Origin of the sequence: Sphingobium sufflavum (assembly GCF_021403115.1) — a bacterium.
Classification (GTDB): domain Bacteria; phylum Pseudomonadota; class Alphaproteobacteria; order Sphingomonadales; family Sphingomonadaceae; genus Sphingobium; species Sphingobium sufflavum.
In genome coordinates, this window is the sequence record NZ_JAJSSH010000002.1 from 202,466 (window position 1) to 219,103 (window position 16,638).

18 protein-coding genes are annotated in these 16,638 nt (G+C 67.5%); 12 read left to right on the plus strand and 6 right to left on the minus strand.

Annotated features, from left to right (window positions below; genetic code table 11):
- Positions 1–2 precede the first annotated feature (2 nt).
- The gene (locus tag LWE61_RS04150) at positions 3–446 is read left to right on the plus strand and encodes a hypothetical protein (protein ID WP_234148772.1); all 444 of its coding nucleotides are present in this window, start codon (positions 3–5) and stop codon (positions 444–446) included.
- Here the strand turns inward: LWE61_RS04150 and LWE61_RS04155 are convergent.
- Positions 441–1,859: an MFS transporter gene (locus LWE61_RS04155; protein ID WP_234148773.1), complete on the minus strand. Its 1,419-nt coding sequence runs from the start codon at positions 1,857–1,859 to the stop codon at positions 441–443. The two genes, LWE61_RS04150 and LWE61_RS04155, sit on opposite strands and share 6 nt — an antisense overlap.
- A 194-nt stretch (positions 1,860–2,053) precedes the next feature.
- On the opposite strand from LWE61_RS04155, the gene LWE61_RS04160 reads away from it, so the two are divergent.
- The 5 genes from LWE61_RS04160 to LWE61_RS04180 all read left to right on the plus strand — a co-directional run bounded on the left by LWE61_RS04160 (position 2,054) and on the right by LWE61_RS04180 (position 6,137).
- Entirely contained in the window at positions 2,054–3,328 is a 1,275-nt protein-coding gene (locus LWE61_RS04160; protein ID WP_234148774.1) for a bifunctional phosphopantothenoylcysteine decarboxylase/phosphopantothenate synthase, read from the plus strand.
- Positions 3,318–3,779, plus strand: coding sequence for a dUTP diphosphatase (dut, locus tag LWE61_RS04165; RefSeq protein WP_234148775.1), 462 nt, complete (start codon positions 3,318–3,320; stop codon positions 3,777–3,779). The genes LWE61_RS04160 and dut overlap by 11 nt, the downstream gene beginning before the upstream one ends.
- The gene (locus LWE61_RS04170; protein WP_234148776.1) at positions 3,776–4,567 is read left to right on the plus strand and encodes a HesA/MoeB/ThiF family protein; all 792 of its coding nucleotides are present in this window, start codon (positions 3,776–3,778) and stop codon (positions 4,565–4,567) included. The genes dut and LWE61_RS04170 overlap by 4 nt, the downstream gene beginning before the upstream one ends.
- 10 nt (positions 4,568–4,577) lie before the next feature.
- Positions 4,578–4,955, plus strand: a complete 378-nt coding sequence (locus tag LWE61_RS04175; RefSeq protein WP_234148777.1) for a peroxiredoxin — start codon at positions 4,578–4,580, stop codon at positions 4,953–4,955.
- A gap of 99 nt (positions 4,956–5,054) precedes the next feature.
- On the plus strand, positions 5,055–6,137 hold the full coding sequence (locus LWE61_RS04180; protein ID WP_234148778.1) for a branched-chain amino acid aminotransferase: 1,083 nt from the start codon (positions 5,055–5,057) through the stop codon (positions 6,135–6,137).
- 181 nt (positions 6,138–6,318) lie between these two features.
- Here the strand turns inward: LWE61_RS04180 and LWE61_RS04185 are convergent, their stop codons facing one another.
- Complete coding sequence (locus LWE61_RS04185) at positions 6,319–6,750, minus strand: excalibur calcium-binding domain-containing protein (protein WP_234148779.1); 432 nt, start codon at positions 6,748–6,750, stop codon at positions 6,319–6,321.
- Positions 6,751–7,616: 866 nt separating this feature from the next.
- On the opposite strand from LWE61_RS04185, the gene LWE61_RS04190 reads away from it, so the two are divergent.
- Complete coding sequence (locus tag LWE61_RS04190) at positions 7,617–8,483, plus strand: LytTR family DNA-binding domain-containing protein (protein WP_234148780.1); 867 nt, start codon at positions 7,617–7,619, stop codon at positions 8,481–8,483.
- A 134-nt stretch (positions 8,484–8,617) separates the two neighbouring features.
- On the opposite strand, the gene LWE61_RS04195 is transcribed toward LWE61_RS04190, so the two are convergent.
- From LWE61_RS04195 to LWE61_RS04205, 3 genes are all read right to left on the minus strand, one after another.
- A complete protein-coding gene (locus tag LWE61_RS04195) occupies positions 8,618–9,193 on the minus strand; it encodes a nitroreductase family protein (RefSeq protein WP_234148781.1) in 576 nt (191 codons plus the stop codon).
- 169 nt (positions 9,194–9,362) lie between these two features.
- A complete protein-coding gene (locus tag LWE61_RS04200) occupies positions 9,363–9,917 on the minus strand; it encodes a nucleotidyltransferase family protein (RefSeq protein WP_234148782.1) in 555 nt (184 codons plus the stop codon).
- Positions 9,918–9,995: 78 nt separating this feature from the next.
- Entirely contained in the window at positions 9,996–10,802 is an 807-nt protein-coding gene (locus tag LWE61_RS04205; protein ID WP_234148783.1) for a universal stress protein, read from the minus strand.
- A 234-nt stretch (positions 10,803–11,036) separates the two neighbouring features.
- Between LWE61_RS04205 and rpmI the strand changes: the two genes are divergently transcribed.
- The 5 genes from rpmI (at position 11,037) to pheT (ending at position 16,237) form a co-directional block, all read left to right on the plus strand.
- Positions 11,037–11,240, plus strand: coding sequence for a 50S ribosomal protein L35 (rpmI, locus tag LWE61_RS04210; protein WP_129404793.1), 204 nt, complete (start codon positions 11,037–11,039; stop codon positions 11,238–11,240).
- A 13-nt stretch (positions 11,241–11,253) separates the two neighbouring features.
- Entirely contained in the window at positions 11,254–11,616 is a 363-nt protein-coding gene (rplT, locus tag LWE61_RS04215; RefSeq protein WP_234148784.1) for a 50S ribosomal protein L20, read from the plus strand.
- Positions 11,617–11,692: 76 nt separating this feature from the next.
- Complete coding sequence (locus LWE61_RS04220) at positions 11,693–12,697, plus strand: hypothetical protein (RefSeq protein WP_234148785.1); 1,005 nt, start codon at positions 11,693–11,695, stop codon at positions 12,695–12,697.
- Positions 12,698–12,776: 79 nt separating this feature from the next.
- Positions 12,777–13,856, plus strand: a complete 1,080-nt coding sequence (gene pheS, locus LWE61_RS04225) for a phenylalanine--tRNA ligase subunit alpha (RefSeq protein WP_234148786.1) — start codon at positions 12,777–12,779, stop codon at positions 13,854–13,856.
- On the plus strand, positions 13,853–16,237 hold the full coding sequence (gene pheT, locus LWE61_RS04230; protein ID WP_234148787.1) for a phenylalanine--tRNA ligase subunit beta: 2,385 nt from the start codon (positions 13,853–13,855) through the stop codon (positions 16,235–16,237). The genes pheS and pheT overlap by 4 nt, the downstream gene beginning before the upstream one ends.
- A gap of 54 nt (positions 16,238–16,291) precedes the next feature.
- On the opposite strand, the gene LWE61_RS04235 is transcribed toward pheT, so the two are convergent.
- A complete protein-coding gene (locus LWE61_RS04235) occupies positions 16,292–16,570 on the minus strand; it encodes a hypothetical protein (protein ID WP_234148788.1) in 279 nt (92 codons plus the stop codon).
- Between the last annotated feature and the right edge of the window lie 68 nt (positions 16,571–16,638).

Consider the following 16,638-nt stretch of genomic DNA (forward strand, 5'->3'; position numbering starts at 1 on the left):
CCATGGGCGGGCGCACGTCTTTCCGGGGCACCATGCTGGCCACGATTGTGACGGTCGCCTGCTCGATCATGGGGTTTGCGCTGATCTCCGACCCGCCCGGCCTGGTCAGCAATCCGGTCAATCTGCTCACGCGGCCCCTGTTGGGCCTGCTGTTCGGGCCGCTGCTGGCGCCCGCCACGACGCTGGCTTCGCTGGTGGTGGCCAATGCGATGATCCATGGTCTCGAGGTGCTCGCCAGACGCTGGCCACAGGCCAATGATCGCCGGATGTGGGCGCTGGCGGGGGCTGTGGGTGGTGCCATCATGGCCGGGCTGCTCATCATGGAACTGATTGTCTTCAGGCGCGGAGGGCAGATGAACATGCCTGCCGCGGCCTTGTTGTGGATGACGTGCAGTGGAGCGGCCGTCGGCGCTGTCTCGCTTCTTCTGGGCCGCCGTTTCCTATAAATCCGGCAAATCCTCGATCCGCTGCCGCCGGACATGCGCGCCCAGCACGGAGAAGCTGCATATCCCCGCCATGAAGGCCAGACCGACCGCGATCAGCGGACCCGTCGGCCCCACTCCCGCCCCACTGGCCAGCAGGGCGGCGACCAGCGTAGACCCCAAAGTCTGCCCCGCGCCGCGCACGGTGGAGGTGAGGCCACCCGCCGCCGCCGCCCGGTCCATCGGGGCCGCGCCCACCACCTGCCGCGTGCCGGGCGAATAGAATATGCCGAAGCCCGCCCCGCACAGCAGCACGCGCCAGACAAGGTCGAGATAGGTGGGCGCTTCGGGCAGCCAGGCCAGCGAACCCAGCCCCGCCATGGCGAAGATCATGCCGATCCCGCCCAGCAGGCCCGCGGGCAGCCGGTCGGACAGGAGGCCGGAGGTGGGCGCGAGCACCATCGACATGAGCGGCCAGACCGCGATGGCCGCGCCCGCCTCCGCCGGGGTGAAGCCATATTGCTGCTGGAGGCGGAAGGGCAGCATCAGCGTCAGCAGCATCGACGCCATATAGCCGAGCAGCAACGAGATGGAGGACAGGCTGATGACGCGATAGCGCATCAGGTCGATGGGGAAGGTCGGCCGTGCCTGACCACCCTCTCGCCGCACGAACACCACCCCCATGCCGATGGCCAGCGCGACGAGGGCGGCCGACACCACGGGCGAATCGCCATGTACCGCGCTTTCGAGGCCGAAGATGCCCAGACCGAAGGTGGCGGCGCACAGCACCGCGCCCAATGTGTCATAGGGTTCGTCCCGCGCCACCGGGTCGGGCAGCGACCGGCGCCCGATGATGACCGACAACACCCCGAACGGCACCAGCACGCCGAACAGCCAGGGCCAGCGCGCCATGCTGAGGATCAGGCCGCCCACCGTCGGCGCAAAGGAGGATGCGGTGGCGGCGATCACCGTGTTGAGGCTCAGCCCCCGCCCCAGTATCGCGGCGGGATAGATGCTGCGGATCAGGGCCGACCCGACCGCCAGCGTCGCCGCCGCGCCCAGCGCCTGGAATATCCGCACGATGACGAGGAAGGGCAGGCTCTGCGCGAAGAAGCACAGCACCGTCGCGCACAGGAAGACGACCTGCCCATATTGATAGAGCCGTCGCAGCCCGATCCGCTCGCCCAGCGCCGCGAAGGGCAGCATCGCCATCATCATGACCAGCTGGTACACGGTCACCACCATCACGGCGGAGGAGGGTTCCACCCGCAGGTCGCGCGCCAGCGTGGGCAGGGCGACGCTGATGATCGACCCGTCGATGGTGGTCAGCACCGTGCCCAGCGACAGCGCGACGATGGCGACTGTGCGGCGCGGCATGGGCAGGCCGTCCTGTTTCCCCGCCTCGACCGCTGTTTCCGTCACCCCTGTTGTCACCATCCTGCCCCTCCCGCCGATACTAACCCAGTAAAGCAACTTGGGGGTGTCATTCCAGCCCGGATTCATGCGCGTCCGTCCGGCGGCCATGATCCATCCCCCGATCCCGCCATGGCACGGGCTGGCGCGGCGGCGATTTTGTGCCTATCTAGCGGGCCGACCCGGACGCCGGTCGCGATATAGGCAAGTCAGGTGGCATGACCTCTCCCCGCATACTCCTCATCATCTCCGGCGGGATCGCCGCCTATAAGTCGCTGGAACTGGTGCGTCTGCTGCGGCGCAGGGGCGTGGCCGTGCGCGCCGTGCTGACCGACAGCGCCAAGGAATTCGTCACCCCGCTTTCGCTCGGCGTGCTGACGGAGGACCATGTCTATGGCGCGATGTTCGACCTAAAGGAGGAGCGGGAGATCGGCCATATCCAGCTTTCCCGGCAGGCCGACCTGATCGTCGTGTGCCCCGCGACCGCCAATCTGCTGGCCAGGATGGCGGGCGGCCTTGCCGACGATCTGGCCAGCACGATCCTGCTCGCGACCGACAAGCCGGTGCTGGCCGTGCCCGCGATGAATGTCCGCATGTGGCACCATGCCGCAACCCAGCGGAACCTCGCCCAACTCCGCGCCGATGGCATCACGATCATGGAGCCGGACGAGGGCGACATGGCCTGCGGCGAATTTGGCAAGGGCCGGTTGCCGGACCCGGAAGCGATTGCGGAGCGGATCATGGCGATGCTGGCGCCCGAAGTGGTGACGCCGACGCTCGCACCCCAGCTTCTCACCGATACCTCCCGCACCATCGTCGCGCCCGACCGCAGCGGTGCGACCCTGTACGGCCGGCATATCCTCGTCACCGCCGGTCCCACCCATGAACCGATCGACCCGGTGCGCTTCATCGGCAACCGCTCGTCCGGGTTGCAGGGCTTCGCCATCGCCCGCGCGGCGGCGGAGGCAGGCGCGCGCGTGACGCTCGTCTCCGGTCCCGTCTCGCTGCCCGACCCGCCCGGCGTGCGCCGCGTCAACGTGCAGACCGCGCGGGAGATGCTGGCCGCGGTGGAGGACGCCCTGCCCGCCGACGCCGCGATCATGGTCGCCGCCGTCGCCGACTGGCATGTCGCGGACAGCGCGGGGCAAAAGATCAAGAAGGATGGCAGCGGCGCGACGCCCACCCTGACCCTCGTCGAGAACCCGGACATATTGGCCACGCTCGGCCGTCACGCCCGGCGGCCCCGGCTGCTCGTCGGCTTTGCGGCGGAAACCAACGATGTCGTCGCCCATGCCGTCGCCAAGCGCGTGCGCAAGGGGGCGGACTGGATCGTCGCCAATGACGTGTCGGTCGGCGAAAACGGGCCCGGCGTGATGGGCGGCGCGGACAATGCCATTCACCTCATCACCAGCAGCGGGGTCGAGGACTGGCCCCTGTTGCCCAAGGAGGCGGTTGCCCGTCACCTCATCGAAAGGATTGCCGATGCCCTCTGATTTCCCCGTCGATATTGCCGTCAAGCGCCTGCCCCATGGCGAGGGCCTGCCGCTCCCGGCCTATGCGACGGACGGGGCGGCGGGCCTCGACGTCGTGGCGGCGGAGGATGTGACGCTGGTCCCCATGGGCCGCCATGCGGTCGCCACCGGCTTCGCGCTCGCCATCCCGGCGGGTTATGAGGTGCAGGTGCGCCCGCGCTCCGGTCTGGCGCTGAAACATGGCATCAGCCTGCCCAACACGCCCGGCACCATCGACAGCGACTATCGCGGCGAACTCAAGATCATCATGATAAATCTCGGTGCGGAGGATTTCGCCATCGCGCGCGGCGACCGCATCGCGCAACTGGTGGTCGCGCCGGTGCAGGCCGCCGCCTTCCGCGAGGTGGCCGATCTCGACGCCACCGCGCGCGGGGCGGGCGGGTTCGGCTCGACAGGGGTCAGGACGGCATGACGGCGACGGCCGCCTCCGCCGCGCCCCTGACCGACCAGCAGCTCGAACGCTATGCGCGCCATATCGTGCTGAAGGAGATCGGCGGCGCGGGGCAGATCCGCCTGCTCGGCGCGCATGTGGCGGTGGTGGGCGCGGGTGGCCTCGGTTGCCCGGCCATCGCCTTTCTCGCCGCGGCGGGCGTCGGTACGATCCGGGTGATCGACCCGGACATCGTGTCCCTCTCCAACCTCCAGCGGCAGATATTGTTCGGCACCGCCGACATCGGCCGACCCAAGGCGGAGGCGGTGCAGTCCGCTGTCGCCCTCCTCAACCCCGACGTGCATGTCGTCGCGATCAACCAGCGGCTGGAGGCGGCCAATGCCGCCGTGCTGCTGCGCGACGTGGATGTGATCCTCGACGGCTGCGACAATTTCGAGACGCGGCTGGCGGTGTCCGACGCCGCGACCCTGCTCCGCACCCCGCTGGTCAGCGCGGCGGTCGGCGCGTTCGATGGACAGATCGGCGTCTGGCGCGGATGGGAAGCGGGGCAGCCCTGCTATCGCTGCCTCGTCGGCGCGGACCCGGAGCGGCCCGATGTGAATTGCGCGGATCAGGGCATCGTCGGCGCCGTTACCGGCACCATCGGCAGCATGGCCGCGCTGGAGGTGGTCCGCGCCCTCGTTCCCTTTGGCGAGGCCGCGATCGGCCAGATGCTGATCGCGGATTTCATGGCGAATCGGTTCCGCACCGTGCGCGTGTCCGCCGATCCGGCCTGCCCGGCCTGCGCGGCGGAGTCCGTCCCCGCGTGAGGAACAGGGTGTGACGGACAGTCGCCCGCCGCTCCTGCTGGTCGCGACCACCGATGATGGGGAGCGGCTGCGCGGCGGCCTGACGCTGGCCTGTGCGGAGGCGGCGCTGGGCGGGTCGGTGCGGCTGTTCCTGCAACTGGACGCGGTGGCGCTGTTGCGTCCGCCGCTGTCCGCGCCCCGTGACGCCGCCCATGCCGCCCATGGCCTGCCGACCCTTGCCGTCTTGTTGGACGATGCGCTGGAACTCGGCGTCGCCCTCGTCGCCTGCCAGAGCGGGCTGGCGCTGGCCGGGCTGGACGCCAGCCTGCTCGACTCGCGTATCGCGCCGGGCGGTCCGGTAGGCGTCCTCGCCGCGACCGGGGCGGGGGAGCGGTTGGTCATCCTGTAACGATCCCGGTTGCGTGTCACGCATCCAGACAGATGACAGGCAGGCCCGGCAATGCTAGCGAGCCAGAGCATATAACAGTCAGTCAACCAGGTTGTCCCGATGAACGCTTTCTCCACCCTGACCCATAGCGCCCCCACCAGTGCGGAAGACCGCGCCGCCCTGCTCGCCGAGCCGGGCTTCGGCAAGGTGTTCACCGATCATATGGTGACGATCCGCTATACCGAGGGGCAGGGGTGGCATGACGCGACGCTGGGGCCGCGCGGTCCCATCGCGCTCGATCCGGCGGCGGCGGTGCTGCATTATGCGCAGGAGATTTTCGAGGGGCTGAAGGCCTATCGCCTGCCCGACGGCGGCATCGGCAGCTTCCGCCCGGACGCCAATGCGCGCCGCTTCAACCAGAGCGCGCGCCGCCTCGCCATGCCGGAAATTCCGGAGGAGCTGTTTGTCGAGAGCATCCGGCAGATCGTTCAGGCGGATGCGGGCTGGACCCCGTCGGCGGACAAGGGCAGCCTGTACTTGCGTCCCTTCATGTTCGCGGACGAGGCGTTTCTGGGCGTGCGCCCGGCCAAAAGCTATATCTTCTGCGTCATCGCTTCGCCGGTCGGCGGCTATTTCAAGGGTGGCAAGGAGGCGGTCACGCTTTGGGTCAGCCATGATTATGTCCGCGCCGTCCCCGGCGGCACCGGATCGGCCAAGTGCGGCGGCAATTATGCCGCGTCGCTGTTGCCGCAGGCGCATGGCATCGCGGAAGGCTGCGATCAGGTGCTGTTCCTCGACGCGGTCGAGCGCCGCTATATCGAGGAACTGGGCGGCATGAACATCATGTTCGTCATGACCGACGGCAGCATCATCACCCCGCCGCTCGACGGGTCCATCCTGCCCGGCATCACGCGCGATTCGCTGATCGCGCTGGCGGGAGAGGCGGGGTATCGTATCCGCGAGGAACGCTACAGCTTTGAACAATGGGAGGAAGACACCCGTTCCGGCGCGCTGAAGGAGGCTTTCGCCTGCGGCACGGCGGCGGTCATCACCCCCATCGGCGAGGTCCGCTCGAACAAGGGCGGCTTCGTGATCGGCAATGGCGCGGGCGGCGACGTGGCGCGGATGCTGAAGGAAAAGCTGGTCGGCATCCAATATGGCCGGGTCGAGGATAGCCATGGCTGGCTGGAGCGGCTGGCCTGAATGTCTGTGGCCGAGGGCATGGGGCGTGAAGCCTTGTAACTCTTGGCCAATATCTTAGGCCATTATCCCGCTTGAGTATGTAATAGCCCGCGTTCGCCCTTCGACAAGCTCAGGGCGAACGGTCTCTATCCTACAGCTCTTGACGGATAATGGCCAATCCCCGGCCCACCTATCGGCCCACCTATCGGCCCCGATGCGGTTCGCAGGCGATGCCATCCGAATCGCCGTCCATCTCCGCACGATAGCCCGGTTGCCCGATATAGAGGGGAGCCGCTCCGGCTGCGCGCACGGCGTTGCACCCCGCATAATAGACGGAACCATCAGGGCGCGGGGCTGTCCGGCGGGGCGGGCTGCGACGGGCCTCGGAATAGGCCATGGCGGCGGCATGGGCCTGCGCGTCCGCCCTGAGGAAGGCATCGCTGTCGTCACGCGCCCTGCCTCTGCTGGCGGAGGGGCTGGCGGGGGAGCGGAAAGAGGCCGGCCCGGCGGTTGGCGCCGGAGCGCGGGGCGGCAATGCGGACGGACCGATGGCCCCCGGTGCCGTCGCCACCCAGGCGGAACCAAATCCCAACGTCGAAACCCCACCCAGCAGCAGAAGAAATTTTCCATCCATGCCGCGTCATGGCACGGGCTGGTCAACGGGCCTTCAAAGACCTTGCTTAACGGCGGGCTGTCATCGTTCCGGTGGGGATAAAGCCGGATGATCGCCTGCGAGCCGATGCAGCCCGCAGGCGATGCCATCCCGTCACGTGCCGGTTCAGGCCGTTGGCCGGGCGCCCGGCATCAGGCCACCCGGTGCCCGTCACGCCAGCCGGACCTTGGCCCGGAATGGCATCGGGATGGCGCAGCGACTGGTGCGACCCAAGGCTGCGCGCGGACAGCGAACGCGGATGCGCCCGATTCCGGTCGCGCCGGACAGGGGCTTGCCCCATCCGTGCCCTATACCGAAACCGGTCGTCACCGCCGCGATCGCAATCGGGAGAGATGTCCAGTGCCGACCGGCTGGCGTCCGATGGGAAACGGGCGCGGGGCGGCGGACGACATGGACAGTATTGTCAAAATCTGCGGGACGGCGCCTGCCCCGGAGAGGAGAAGGGCGGCGCCGTCCGCGCTCTACCGTCACCGTTCAGGCGGTGACGGTTGCACCGTCGTTCAGGCGACGGCGTAGCAGGGGCCTCGTTCAGACGATGGCGTAGGTCAGCGCGGCCGAGAAGGCAGCGATGTGAGCGACAACGGTGAACGCAACTGCGAAGAAGATGTCGCTGTTCTTGAAGTTCTTGGTCATGGGCTGTTCCTTTGCAATGTCTGGCGCCGGTGCAGGAGTGTGTTTGCATCTGCGGTACGGCTTTGTTGCACTGCACATGGCGCATCGCGGTTCGCGGACAAGGGCGAATGCGTCACGCATTACCACCCCTTGCCAAAGTGGCGGAAATGCTGCTTATTTCCGGTTCGCGCTTCGCGAATGGGTGAGAGGATTGCGTGGAACGGTTACGCCGCACGCTGCTGGAAATCTGGATCATTCCGCTGGTGGCGGGTGTGGTCGGGTTCATGGGGCCATTTGGAACCTATCTGATGGGGGATTTCCTGACGCGCGCGCTGCGCTGGGAAATTCTCCTGATGGGGGCCTATGTGCTCGTACGCCCGACGATGGTTTTCTGGAACTGGGTGGCGGATGCGACGCGCCTGCCGCGGGGCACGCTGATGGTCTGGGGCCTATCGGTGTCCAGCATCCCGATGGGCCTAATCTGGCAGGCGGCGCGGGCTGACGAGCTGAAGCAGTTGGGCGGCTATGCCGGGGTGCTGCCCTTCTCCTGGCTGTGCGCGCTCACCATCCTGCTGGTCACATGGCTGGCGAATCGGGCGGACGAGCATCTGCTGGCCAATTATGGCGACCCCATGCAGCGGTTGCGCGGCGATGGCGCTCAATCGCTGAAGGCTGCCCAGCCGGTCGTGGCGGAGGCGGTGTCGCCCATTGCCGTCCCGCCCTCAACTCCGGCGATCACGGATGGCTGTGCGCGCCTCTATGCGCGTCTGGGGCCGCAATTCCATGGCACGGTCCTCGCGCTGGAGAGCGAGGATCATTATGTCCGCGTGCATGGGATGCAGGGCAGTGCGCTGCTGCTGATGCGCCTGCGCGATGCGATTGCGGAGATGGATGGCGCGCCCGGCGAGCAGACTCACCGAAGCTGGTGGATCGCCCGCGACGCCATCGCCCATATCCGCCGCACCGGCCGCACCACCGATCTGGAACTGGTCAACGGCACCCATGCCCCCGTCGCGCGCGATTCGGTCGACCGGCTGGAACGGAGCGGCTTCCTGAAAGCGGCGGCTTCGCCCCTTTCCTGATTATCAATATAGGATCGGGCGTCGGCGCGGCGCAGGGTGATGAGTGCGCGCAACCTGTATTGGCCCAAGGCGGCCTTTCCTTGCCATGATCGGCGGCCCGGCGGCGATAGCGCGCCGGACCGCCTGCATCGGGGTCAGGCCCGGAAATTGCCTGGATAGGCAATGTCGGCGCGCGGCTTGCGGTCGCTCGGCACTTCCCGTTCGCGCAGGCCGTCGGGCAGGGTCGCGGGGTCGCCCTGCTTGCCGATGGCGATGGCCGCCTCGATACGGAAACCCTCCGGCACGGCCAGTTCGGTGCGCGCCTTTGCCAGATCGAAACCGACCATGCCATGCGCATAATAGCCGCTGATGAAGGATTGCAGCGCCAGTTGCGCCCAGGCCGCGCCCGCATCGAAGCTGTGCGAATGGCTGGGCTTGTCCGGCGATCCCATCGTCGTCTCGCTGACGATGAAGATCAGCACGCCTGCATCCTTGGCCCAGCTCTGGTTGAAGGGGATGAGAATGTCGAGGAACCGCTGCCAGTCGGCGCTGTCGCGCGTGGCGTAGAGCAGCCGCCACGGCTGGTAATTATAGGAGGAGGGCGCCCAGCGCGCGGCGTCGAGGATCGTGTGGAGGTCGGCGTTCGGGATGGCGGACCCGTCATAGGCGCGCGGCGACCAGCGGTCGAGGAACAAGCGGTCGAGTCCGGTGTCGGTCTGGCGGTCGGTCATCGGTATGAGGCTCCCTTGCGCGCCGCCGGGAAGGGGGACGCGGCGCGCGCGTACCATAAGGCCGTCACCCGGCGCGCCAAGCCTGTGTGGTGATGATTCGTTTCGATCAGCAACGGAGAGGGAGGCGATCAGTGGGGGTTATGTGGGAGACGAGCCGCGCCCCTGATCGTCACGCTGCGATGGTCAGCCACGGCCAGCGCCGCCGATAGCTCTCTGCCTTCTGGCGGAACAGCTCCGGCTTGGGATGGAGCGGGTTCATGTCCAGACGCCCGGCGGCCAGATCGTCCAGGCCATTGGGAGTGTAGAGAGCGCCGTTCTGTACGTCGATGCCGACACAGGTGCAGGCAATAAGGTAGCGGTCGATTCCCGCCCGTGAAGAGGGAAGCTGGGGATAGTCGCTGCCGAAGCGCGCCGGATACCAGAGGTGGACGCGCGCCTGATTGCGGGTTTCGATCCTGACCGGCAGGTCGGCCATGGCGTCGGCGACCCGGCGGATGACGCGGTCCTCCGCCTCCCACGACAGATCCCGGTCATCATGGTAGAAGAGGTCATAATCCTGGACGCCCCAATCGGCGGCTTGTCCAGACAGCCGGTTCCACACGGCCTGAAACAGGCAGCCGGCGGTCAGCAGGCAATCCGGCAGCCCCAGTTCGGGCAGTCGGGCCAGCAACTGCCCATTGACCCTGTTGCGCAGAATATCGTCCTTGAACTCCAGATCGGTCATAGGGGCGGGAATAGCATGGCTACCCCCGCCTTCAAGCCTGCCGGACCGCTCCCGGCGCCTTCCCTCCGCTGTCGTGCCTCAATGCGCGATCACCAGCGGCACCGGCGTTTCCTCGATCAGCGTCCAGGTCGTGCCGCCGAACAGCCGTTCGCGCAGGCGGCCATGGCCATAGCTGCCGATTACGCCCCAGTCCGCCGCGAACAGCGCGTCGCGCAACTGCGTGCTGACCGCCCGGCCGCTGTCGCCGGTCCGCGCCACGACCTCCGCCGTCACCTGGCATCCATGGCGGGCGAGGTAACGGGCGGCATGGTCCGGGTTTGCCGGGGTGTCGCCGCCCTCGATGGTCAATATCTCCACTGATCCCGCCCGTTTCAGCAGGGGCAGCGCGGCGCGGATCGACGTAGCGGCGGTTGCGGACCCGTTCCAGCCGACGATAGCCCGGCCGCCGATGTCGAACCCGCGCTGTTCCGGGGGCACCACCAATATGGGCGCCGTCACCGACTGGGCGACGCGGCCGGGCAGGTCACCCTGGTCGATCAGGCCGGGCGCGCCCTTGCTGCTCATCACCACCAGATCGACGAGTCGCGCCGCCTCCGCCAGCGAATGGCCGAAATCGCCCTGCGCCCGCTGCCATTCGTGGGAGACGCCTTCCCCCTCCAGCCGCTGTTGCAGGCGGTGGATGTTGCGGTCCTCCCGGTCGCGCTCGACGGTCAGCACGGTCGCCTGCGCGCCGATGCCCGCGCCATAGGCGTCCACCACCACGGGGATACGCACAAGGTCGAGGCACAGGAGATGCCCGTTGGTCGCCCGTGCGATGTCCAGCGCGCATTGCAGCCGCGCCTCCTGACCCGGATCGTCATGCACCATCAGCAGGATCGTCTTCATCGCCTGTCTCCTTCTGCGTCTTCTGCCCGGATGATAGCACCAACTCCGCCGGGGAGGGGCGCAAATTACCTTGCCTTCGCGGGGACTCATCCGTATAGGCGCGCGTTCCCGTGCCGACCTGTCGGTGGGGAAAGCGATGGGACGGGCCGGCCAGTAGGGCTGCCGTGTCTGTCCGCAAGATCGTCTGCGGTCCCTTTTTACAAGGGGTGCCGCATCAGACACAAGGAGACGAAAATGCCCAAGCTCAAGACAAAGAGCGGTGTGAAGAAGCGCTTCAAGTTCACCGCCACCGGCAAGGTAAAGCATGGCGTCGCTGGCAAGCGTCACCGTCTTATCAGCCACAACGCAAAGTATATTCGCCAGAATCGCGGCACTTCCGTGCTCGCCGACGCTGACGTTGCCCATGTGCGCCTCTGGGCGCCCTACGGCCTGAAGTAAGGAGTAGAGACACATGGCACGTGTAAAACGCGGTGTAACGACGCGCGCGAAGCATAATCGCATTCTGAAGGCGGCAAAGGGCTATTATGGCCGCCGCAAGAATACGATCCGCGTCGCGCGCCAGGCCGTCGAAAAGGCCGGCCAGTACGCCTATCGCGACCGCAAGGTTAAGAAGCGCAGCTTCCGCGCTCTCTGGATCCAGCGCATCAACGCGGCTGTCCGCGCCGAAGGCCTGACCTATGGCGTGTTCATGCATGGCCTGAAGCTGGCGGGCGTCGAACTGGACCGCAAGGTTCTGGCCGACATCGCCATGCACGAAGGCGATGCGTTCAAGGGCATCATCGCCCAGGCCCGCGCGGCGCTGCCCGCGGCCTGAACGGCACGACAGAGATAAAGGGGGCGTCGGGCGAAAGTCCGGCGCCCTTTTTCATGTCTTGCGCTATGGGAGGGGCATGGCGGTGCAGGTGACGGAATCGGGCGGGGCAGGAACGGACCGGGCGGGAATGTGTGCGATGCGGGTCGTCGCGCGGGCCATGGTGTTCGCGACGATTCCCGCCCTGTGCGTTGTGCTAGCCCTGTCCGTCCCGCCTGCGGCTGCTCCCGCCCGGTCCGCACCATCGGACCTGCCTCCGCTGCTGCCATCCCTGATGTCGGAGATGCTGGGCCGAGATGTCGGGGTGGAGGAACTGGCGGGGGGAGGCGGCAGTACCCCAGCGGAAACTGCATCCGAAATCGCGGCAGAAGCTGTGCCAACGGTCGACCCCCCGGTGGAGGCGGCTCCCGAACCTATACCGGCCGTGGCAATGGCAGGCGCTGCCCCGGCTATCACGGCGGAATCATCGCCGCCGGTCGCTGCCCCGCCTGAGTCGCGCGCATCGCCGGACGCCGGGCCTTCCACCGAGGCATCTGCGGCTGTCGATTACTTCGGCAATCCCGTCGAGGAAGGGCCTGCGCCCGCCGCCGCTTCCCCGGTAGCCGTGCCGTCCACCGAAGCCCCATCCGCACCGGCACCATTACCTCTCGCTGTGCCCGCCCCCCTCCCGCTGCCCAACGTCCCGGCCCCGGACATACAAGTCAGCGCCGCCGAACTGCTGCTGCGTGCCACGGACGGCAACGGTGTGAGCACCGACACCGCCACCACCGCCGTCCCCTATGTGGTCGGGCGCAATTGCTATCGCTGGTCGCTTCGCTTCGCACCGGTGGAGGGCGATCTGTTGCTGACGGAGGAACTGCGGCTACCCGGTCCCGCGCGCAACTGGACCAATGCGGCGGACAGCGCGGTCAACCCGCAACGCTCCATCGCCGTCACGCCGCGCCATTTCGACGCGGCAAAGGGGGAGGCGTCCGCCGGCTGGTGCGTCGCCAAGGACGACCCGGTCGGCAGCTATCGCTACATCATCCGGCAGGGCGACCGGGAGGTGGCCCGGCTGGATTTTACCGTCGGCGATTTGCTCTGACGCCAACAAATGCCTATCCGGGCGCCAAATCCCCAAACGGGCGCCCGCGCGAGTCCCGAACAGACCAGAAGAGTATCGCATGAGTGAAGTGGAAGCACTGAAGTCCGGCCTCGTCGCCGACATCGAATCGGCGGACAGCCTCGACGCGGTGGAGGCGCTGCGCGTCGGCGCGCTCGGCAAGCAGGGCGTGGTGACGGCGCTGCTCAAGACGCTGGGCGGCATGTCCCCCGACGAGAGGCTGGAAAAAGGTCCGCCGATCCAGTCCCTGCGTGAAGCCGTGACGGACGCGATCGCGACCCGCAAGGCCGCGCTGGAAACCGCCGCCCTCGACGCGCGCCTCGCGTCGGAGCGGGTGGACATGACGCTGCCCGCCGCCGAAGCGCCGCAAGGGTCGATCCATCCGGTCAGCCAGGTGATGGACGAACTGGCCGAAATCTTCGCCGACCTCGGCTTCACCGTCGCCACCGGGCCGGAGATTGAGGACGACTGGCATAATTTTACCGCGCTCAACATCCCGGAGACGCATCCGGCGCGCGCGATGCACGATACCTTCTATTTCCCGGACAAGGATGCCGAGGGCCGCTCCATGCTGCTCCGCACCCACACGTCGCCGGTGCAGATTCGCGAGATGCTCAAGCACAAGCCGCCGATCCGCCTTGTCGCGCCCGGCCGCGTCTATCGTTCGGACAGCGATGCGACCCACACGCCGATGTTCCACCAGATAGAGGGGCTGGTGATCGACCGCGACATCCACCTCGGCCACCTCAAATGGACGCTCGAAACCTTTCTCAAGGCGTTCTTCGAGCGCGACGATGTGACCATCCGCCTGCGCCCCAGCTTCTTCCCCTTCACTGAACCGTCGATGGAGTTCGACGCCAGCTACAGCCTCGTCAATGGCCAGCGGGTGATGGGCGGCACCGACGGCTGGATGGAATTGGGTGGGTCCGGTATGGTCCACCCCAATGTCATCCGCAATTGCGGCCTCGACCCGGCGGAGTGGCAGGGCTTTGCCTTTGGCATCGGCGTCGATCGTCTCGCCATGCTGAAATATGGCATGAACGACCTGCGCGCCTTCTTCGACGGCGACCTGCGCTGGCTCAAACATTATGGATTTTCGGCGCTCGACGTGCCCACGCTGTCAGGAGGAGTCGGCGCATGAAATTCACCCTCAACTGGCTCCGTGAGCATCTCGACACCAGCGCATCGCTGGACGACATACTGAGCGCGCTGACCGACGTCGGACTGGAGGTCGAGGGCGTTGAAAGCCCTGCCGAGAAGCTGACCGGTTTCCGCGTCGCGAAAATTCTCACCGCCGCCCCGCATCCGCAGGCGGACAAGTTGCAGGTGCTGACCGTCGATCAGGGTGACGGCACGCCGCCGTTGCAGGTGGTGTGCGGCGCGCCCAACGCGCGTGCGGGCCTGATCGGTGTGTTCGGTGTCGAGGGCGCGGTCGTGCCGTCCAACGGCATGGTGCTGCGGAAGGCGGCGATTCGTGGTGTCGAATCCAACGGCATGATGTGTTCCACGCGCGAGCTGGAACTGGGTGAGGATCATGACGGCATCATCGAGCTTCCCGCCGATGCACCTGTCGGCACCGCCTTTGCCGATTATGCCGGTCTGGACGACCCCATCATCGACGTGTCGGTCACGCCCAACAAGCAGGATTGCATGGGCGTGCGCGGTATCGCGCGCGATCTCGCGGCAAAGGGCCTCGGCACGCTGAAGCCGCTCGCCATTCCCGCCATCGCGGAAAATGGCGCCGGTCCCGACGTGCGGACCGACGATGCGGACGGCTGCCCCGCTTTCTTCGCCCGCTCGGTGGAGGGTGTCGCCAATGGCGCGTCGCCGGAGTGGATGCAGGTCCGCCTCAAGGCCATCGGGCAGAAGCCAATTTCCGCGCTGGTGGACATCACAAACTACATCACTTTTGACCTTGGCCGTCCGCTCCATGTCTATGACCGGGCGACGCTCAACGGTCCGCTCGTGGCGCGCAGGGCCGTGCCGGGTGAGCAGGTGCTGGCGCTGAATGGAAAGACCTACACCCTGCCCGAAGGCGCGACCGTCATCGCGGACGCCGATGGCGCGCATGACATTGGCGGCATCATGGGCGGCGAGCGGTCGGGCGCGCAGGCCGGGACGACCAGCGTCCTGATCGAATGTGCTTATTTCACCCCGGAAAGCATCGCGCGCGCCGGGCAGGCGCTCGGCCTCACCTCCGACGCGCGGCAGCGGTTCGAACGGGGCGTTGACCCGGCGTTCCTGGCCGATGGCCTCGACATCGCAACCGACTATGTGCTGCGCCTGTGCGGCGGCACCGCCAGCGCCATGACCCGCGCGGGGGAGCCTCCCGTGGCGGCAAAGAGCATCGCCTATGACCCGGCCCTGTCGGCGCGTCTCGGCGGCATCGACCTCGCCCCCGCCGATCAGCAGGGGATCCTCGAACGGCTCGGCTTCATTGTCGGCGCGGACTGGACCGTGACCGTGCCGAGCTGGCGCCGCGACGTGGATGGCCCCGCCGATCTGGTGGAGGAGGTCATCCGCATCCATGGCATCGACAATGTGGCCTCCGTGCCGCTGCCGCGCGTACCGGGCGTCGCCCGCCCGACCGCCACGCCGGAACAGCTTGTGGAGCGCCGCGTCCGCCGCGCCGCCGCCGCGCGCGGTTTCAACGAGGCAGTGAACTGGTCCTTTCTCTCTGAAAAGGAAGCTGCCGCCGTGGGCGGGGGGGACTGGACGCTGGCCAACCCCATTTCCGAAGACCTCAAGGTCATGCGGCCCTCGCTGCTGCCCGGCCTGCTGTCCGCCGCCGCGCGGAACGCGGCGCGCGGCGCGACCGCCATCCGCCTGTTCGAGGTCGGCCGCCGCTATTTCCGCAACGAGGATGGTACGAGCCGGGAGCGGCTGACGCTGGGCTTCGTGCTGGCCGGGGACAAGTCGCCCCGCAATTGGCAACAGGGCAAGGCAGCGCCCTTCTCGGCCTTCGACGCCAAGGCGGAAGTGCTGGCCCTCCTCGCCGCCGCCGGTGCGCCGGTCCAGAATCTCCAGATGATGGGGGATGCGGGCGCCAGCTATCATCCCGGCCAGTCCGGCACGCTGCGGCTTGGTCCCAAGACGGTGCTGGCCGCCTATGGCGTGCTGCACCCCACGCTGGCCCGGACGTTCGACCTGTCGGGGCCGGTGGTTGCGGGCGAGCTGTACCTCGACGCCGTCCCGCTGAAGCGCAAGAGCGGCTTCATGCGCCCGGCCTATGCGCCGCCCGCGCTTCAGGCGGTGACGCGCGACTTCGCTTTCCTGGTGCCGGAAACGGTGGAGGCGGATGCGCTGGTCCGCGCGATCCGGGGTGCGGACAAGGGCAGCATCGTCACCGCCCGCCTGTTCGACATGTTTGCCGGGCAGGGCGTGCCGGAAGGGCAGAAAAGCCTCGCCGTGGAGGTCACGCTCCAGCCGGGAGAAAAGAGCTTTGCCGAGGAGGAGCTGAAGGCCATTTCCGACAAGGTCGTGACGGCGGCGGAGAAGCTGGGCGGCGTCCTGCGGGGATAGATCGATGGGACGGGGAGCGGGGTTGCAACCTCGCCTCCCTCCCCCCTATGCGGATCAGTCCGTGCGCGGTCCGACCGGCGTGCTGAGCGCATAGGCCAGCACAGAGGATTGCACAGACGACTGCTGTCCATTTTCATGGATCAGGGTCGACCGGCCAAAGGCGGGGGTGAGCGCCACCGCCGTCACCGTATCCACCCAGGCATGCAGCACCGCCCGCACATGGGCGACCGCGCTGCCTTCCGTGACAGCGGTGCCGGACACCTCCAGCTCTGCGGCAAGTTCCAGCACATGGTCGATCGCTGCCTGAACCTTGCTCAATTCATCGCTGCTCATGGTCGCTCCTCCGATTTTCGCCCGATGTGGGCCGGGCGGAGGATTTAGGCAAGCCGCTCCGGCGATCT

Excerpts from the sequence above, each read along its gene's own strand:
- LWE61_RS04150 (WP_234148772.1), top strand. The coding sequence starts at position 3 with ATGGGCGGGCGCACGTCTTTCCGGGGCACCATGCTGGCCACGATTGTG.
- LWE61_RS04155 (WP_234148773.1), bottom strand. The coding sequence starts at position 1,859 with ATGGTGACAACAGGGGTGACGGAAACAGCGGTCGAGGCGGGGAAACAG.
- LWE61_RS04160 (WP_234148774.1), top strand. The coding sequence starts at position 2,054 with ATGACCTCTCCCCGCATACTCCTCATCATCTCCGGCGGGATCGCCGCC.
- dut (WP_234148775.1), top strand. The coding sequence starts at position 3,318 with ATGCCCTCTGATTTCCCCGTCGATATTGCCGTCAAGCGCCTGCCCCAT.
- LWE61_RS04170 (WP_234148776.1), top strand. The coding sequence starts at position 3,776 with ATGACGGCGACGGCCGCCTCCGCCGCGCCCCTGACCGACCAGCAGCTC.
- LWE61_RS04180 (WP_234148778.1), top strand. The coding sequence starts at position 5,055 with ATGAACGCTTTCTCCACCCTGACCCATAGCGCCCCCACCAGTGCGGAA.
- LWE61_RS04185 (WP_234148779.1), bottom strand. The coding sequence starts at position 6,750 with ATGGATGGAAAATTTCTTCTGCTGCTGGGTGGGGTTTCGACGTTGGGA.
- LWE61_RS04195 (WP_234148781.1), bottom strand. The coding sequence starts at position 9,193 with ATGACCGACCGCCAGACCGACACCGGACTCGACCGCTTGTTCCTCGAC.
- LWE61_RS04200 (WP_234148782.1), bottom strand. The coding sequence starts at position 9,917 with ATGACCGATCTGGAGTTCAAGGACGATATTCTGCGCAACAGGGTCAAT.
- LWE61_RS04205 (WP_234148783.1), bottom strand. The coding sequence starts at position 10,802 with ATGAAGACGATCCTGCTGATGGTGCATGACGATCCGGGTCAGGAGGCG.
- rpmI (WP_129404793.1), top strand. The coding sequence starts at position 11,037 with ATGCCCAAGCTCAAGACAAAGAGCGGTGTGAAGAAGCGCTTCAAGTTC.
- rplT (WP_234148784.1), top strand. The coding sequence starts at position 11,254 with ATGGCACGTGTAAAACGCGGTGTAACGACGCGCGCGAAGCATAATCGC.
- LWE61_RS04220 (WP_234148785.1), top strand. The coding sequence starts at position 11,693 with ATGGCGGTGCAGGTGACGGAATCGGGCGGGGCAGGAACGGACCGGGCG.
- pheS (WP_234148786.1), top strand. The coding sequence starts at position 12,777 with ATGAGTGAAGTGGAAGCACTGAAGTCCGGCCTCGTCGCCGACATCGAA.
- pheT (WP_234148787.1), top strand. The coding sequence starts at position 13,853 with ATGAAATTCACCCTCAACTGGCTCCGTGAGCATCTCGACACCAGCGCA.
- LWE61_RS04235 (WP_234148788.1), bottom strand. The coding sequence starts at position 16,570 with ATGAGCAGCGATGAATTGAGCAAGGTTCAGGCAGCGATCGACCATGTG.